This is a genomic window from Mycobacterium sp. (assembly GCF_049673265.1).
Taxonomy (GTDB): Bacteria; Actinomycetota; Actinomycetes; order Mycobacteriales; family Mycobacteriaceae; genus Mycobacterium.
In genome coordinates this window covers 1-3,533 of the sequence record NZ_JBATXN010000384.1, presented here as the reverse complement: position 1 = coordinate 3,533, position 3,533 = coordinate 1, and the positions used below count along the sequence as shown (strand labels likewise).

At 65.4% G+C, this 3,533-nt stretch carries 5 protein-coding genes; 3 read left to right on the top strand and 2 right to left on the bottom strand.

The window, feature by feature from the left end:
• Window positions 1-397, bottom strand: a 397-nt coding sequence (locus WBF82_RS13275) for a serine hydrolase domain-containing protein (protein ID WP_424383479.1), incomplete at its 3' end; no start/stop codon positions are given.
• A 49-nt stretch (window positions 398-446) separates the two neighbouring features.
• Here WBF82_RS13275 and WBF82_RS13270 point away from each other — a divergent pair.
• Both WBF82_RS13270 and WBF82_RS13265 read left to right on the top strand, forming a co-directional pair.
• A complete protein-coding gene (locus WBF82_RS13270) occupies window positions 447-1,082 on the top strand; it encodes a cutinase family protein (RefSeq protein ID WP_424383478.1) in 636 nt (211 codons plus the stop codon).
• A 100-nt stretch (window positions 1,083-1,182) separates the two neighbouring features.
• The gene (locus WBF82_RS13265; protein WP_424383477.1) at window positions 1,183-1,809 is read left to right on the top strand and encodes a cutinase family protein; all 627 of its coding nucleotides are present in this window, start codon (window positions 1,183-1,185) and stop codon (window positions 1,807-1,809) included.
• On the opposite strand, the gene ligD is transcribed toward WBF82_RS13265, so the two are convergent.
• On the bottom strand, window positions 1,806-2,837 hold the full coding sequence (ligD, locus tag WBF82_RS13260) for a non-homologous end-joining DNA ligase (RefSeq protein WP_424383476.1): 1,032 nt from the start codon (window positions 2,835-2,837) through the stop codon (window positions 1,806-1,808). The two genes, WBF82_RS13265 and ligD, sit on opposite strands and share 4 nt — an antisense overlap.
• Window positions 2,838-2,862: 25 nt before the next feature.
• Here ligD and WBF82_RS13255 point away from each other — a divergent pair.
• A partial coding sequence (locus tag WBF82_RS13255; protein ID WP_424383475.1) for an ATP-dependent DNA ligase occupies window positions 2,863-3,533 on the top strand: 671 nt, incomplete at its 3' end.

The following is a 3,533-nucleotide window of genomic DNA, read 5'->3' as shown; positions in this document are numbered from 1 at the left end:
GCAGGACGTCGCGGACAGTGATGTCGGCTTTGCCGTTGGCTCCGAACTCCGGCCAGTAGTCGGCGACAGGCGTGTCGTAACACAGCAGCTCGCGGTCGACGAGCCGGTGAATCACCGTGGATGCGACACCCTTGGTAGCGGAGAACACCATCGCCCCGGTGTCGGCCGTCCACGGCGTCTCGCCAACCCGGTCTGACCATCCGATCCAGACGTCGACTACCGGGCGGCCTTCGATATAGACGACCAACGTCCCGCCGCCGAATCGGCGCCCGGGAAACAACCGGGCGAAGATCCGGATCACGTTGGCAAAACGCGGATCGGCGGCGCCCTGGACGCCGCGGGGCAGGCCATTGTCTGCCTCCAGCAGAGCCGCGTCGCCGCGCCGCGATGCGATCATGAGGGGGACGCTATTACTCCTACTCCGGCCAGATGGCAGCATTGGCAAGATGCGTAACCGGAGCTTTGCTCGCCTCGTTGGTACCGCGCTGGTTACGGCGGGGGCCATGTCAGCCGCGCCGGTGGCCATGCCGGTGGCCCTTGCCGATCCATGTTCGGACGCCGAGGTGGTGTTCGCCCGCGGCACTGGCGAGCCCACCGGCGTCGGTGGGGCCGGCCAAGCCTTCATCGACTCGCTTACCGCGCAGCTACCCGGAAAGTCGGTGAATCTCTACCCGGTCAACTACCCCGCGACCCCCAACTACGTCGATAGCGCGAGGGCCGGCGCCGCCGACGCCGTCGCTCACGTCCAGGGCATCGCTGCGAACTGCCCGAACACCAAAATCGTGCTGGGCGGATATTCGCAGGGCGCGGGCGTGATGGACATGACCAGCCAACAGTTGGCCCCGCAGGTCGCCAATCACGTTGCCGCCGTTGCCTTATTCGGAAACCCTCAGAGCAGCTACGCAAAGCAGTTGTCGGACAACCAAATTCCACCGATCAACCCGAGCTACAGCTCGAAGACCATCGATATCTGCCTCCCCGACGACCAGATCTGCGCCGAGGGCGGAAACATTCTCGCGCACCTCGGCTACGTTCCCGATGCGACCAACCAGGCAGCCGGATTCGTCGCGACTCGGCTCTAACGCATCCGCCCGGCATCGACGACCTGGACTTGCCGTCCGATGTCGGAGTTGTCCGAGCCGAGCGTCGTAACGATTGCCCGCCATACGGCGACATCCAAGGATGATTACCCGCATCCTTGGTGTGTCGGTCGCGACCACAGGGGCACTGCTGAGCCCGGCCACCGTCATCCCGTCCGCCACCGCCGCGCCATGCCCCGACGTCGAGGTGGTCTTTGCCCGCGGCACCAACGAACCACCGGGAGTCGGTGGGGTCGGTCAGGCATTCGTGGACTCACTTCGCTCGCAAGCTCGTGGGCGATCTGTCGGCGTCTACGCAGTCAACTACCCCGCGACCGACGCATTTGGCAGCAGTTCTCTTGCCGGCGCCGGGGATGCGCGGGCTCATATCGAAAGCATGGCTGCGAACTGCCCCAACACCAGAATGGTGCTCGGCGGATATTCGCAGGGCGCGGGCGTGATCGACATGTCGACCGATTCCATGCCGCCGCAAGTGGCCAATCACGTCGCCGCCGTGGCCCTGTTCGGCAATCCCGAAAGCACATTCGCGAGGACGTTGGGGGGCGGCCGACTGCCCACCATCAGTCCGCTTTATCGTCCCAAGACCATTGACATGTGCGTTCCCAACGACCCAATTTGCTCCGAAGGCAGAAACGGTGCCGCACACACCGCTTACGTCCAGACCGGGATGACCAACCAGGCCGCCGGATTCGCCGCAAGCCGGCTCTAGCGATCCTTCTTCCGATCCGTATCCCGGCTCGGCTGAACGCGTTTGGGCTCCCCCGGCATCTTCGGGTAGTTGGGCGGATACGGCAGGTCGCCGAGTCCACGCTCGTCGTCGGCGTCGGCCATTTCGAGCAGCGGCGCGATCGACTGATCGAGCGAATCCATTTCGGACCAGGGGTCATCGCGGCGGCCCACCAGGTCGGGCACGGTCGCCATGGTGTAGTCGTCGGGATCGGCGGTGGCCAGCTCCGCCCAACTCAGCGGCGTCGACACCGTCGCGATCGCGGTGCGCCGCACCGAATACGCCGACGCGAAGGTGCGGTCGCGCGCGTTTTGGTTGTAGTCGACGAAGATGCGCTCGCCCCGTTCTTCTTTCCACCACGACGTCGTCACCGCCTCCGGCGCACGGCGCTCCACTTCGCGTGCCAGCGCGATGCCTGCGCGGCGCACCGCGATGAAATCCCAATCGGTTTTGATGCGCAGGAACACGTGGATACCGCGGCCGCCAGACGTCTTCGGGTAGCCGACCAGCCCGAGTTCGTCGAGCAGTGGCCGCAATACGTCGACAGCGACGGCCCGGGCCTCGTTGAAGCCGGTGCCGGGTTGCGGATCCAGGTCGACGCGCAGCTCGTCGGGATGCTCGGTATCCGGGCAGCGCACTTGCCACGGATGCAATGTGATGGTGCCCATCTGCGCGGCCCACACAATCGAGGCGGGATGGGTCACCTTCAACGCGTCAGCTGTCCGCCCGGACGGAAACGTCACCCGGCACGTTTCCAGATAGTCGGGATGGTGCTGCGGGATGCGCTTCTGGTAGATCTCCTCGCCGTCGATGCCATCCGGGAAGCGCTGCAGGTGAGTTGGCCGGTCACGCAGCGCGGTGAGCATCGGCCCGCGCGCGACGGCCAGGTAGTACTCGACAAGCGTGCGTTTCGTTCCGTTGGCCCCCAGGGCGGGGAAATACACCTTGTCCGGGTTGGTGAGCCGAACCCCGATCCCGTCGACGTTGAGTTCTTCTGCTGACGCAGCCATATTCCGATTCCAGCACAATGTGTCCATGGACCTCCCCGTGATGCCACCGGTCTCGCCGATGCTGGCCAAGTCGGTTTCCTCGATCCCGCCCGATTCGTCCTATGAGCCGAAGTGGGACGGGTTCAGGTCCATCTGCTTCCGCGACGCCGATCAGGTCGAGTTGGGCAGTCGCAACGAGCGACCGATGACCCGCTACTTTCCCGAACTGATGGCGGCCGCCAAGGCCGAGTTGCCGCAACGGTGTGTGATCGACGGTGAAATCATCATCGCCACCGACCACGGGTTGGACTTCGAGGCGCTGCAGCAGCGCGTCCATCCGGCCGATTCGCGGGTGCGGATGCTCGCCGAAAAGACGCCCGCGTCGTTCATCGCGTTCGATCTGCTCGCCCTCGGCGATGACGACTACACCGGTAGAACCTTCGCCGAGCGCCGCGCGGCCCTCGTCGACGCCCTGGCCGGCTCGGGTCCGTCGATTCATGTCACGCCCGCGACGACCGATCTGGCAACGGCGCAGCGATGGTTCGACGAGTTCGAGGGAGCCGGCCTCGACGGCGTCGTCGCCAAGCCGCTGACGATCACCTACCAGCCGGACAAGCGCGTCATGTTCAAGATCAAGCATCAGCGCACCGCCGACTGCGTGGTCGCCGGCTACCGGGTGCACAAGTCCGGCGCCGACGCGATCGGCTCACTGTTGCT

Coding starts and splice junctions, on each gene's coding strand:
- WBF82_RS13270 (WP_424383478.1), top strand. CDS start 447: ATGCGTAACCGGAGCTTTGCTCGCCTCGTTGGTACCGCGCTGGTTACG.
- ligD (WP_424383476.1), bottom strand. CDS start 2,837: ATGGCTGCGTCAGCAGAAGAACTCAACGTCGACGGGATCGGGGTTCGG.
- WBF82_RS13265 (WP_424383477.1), top strand. CDS start 1,183: ATGATTACCCGCATCCTTGGTGTGTCGGTCGCGACCACAGGGGCACTG.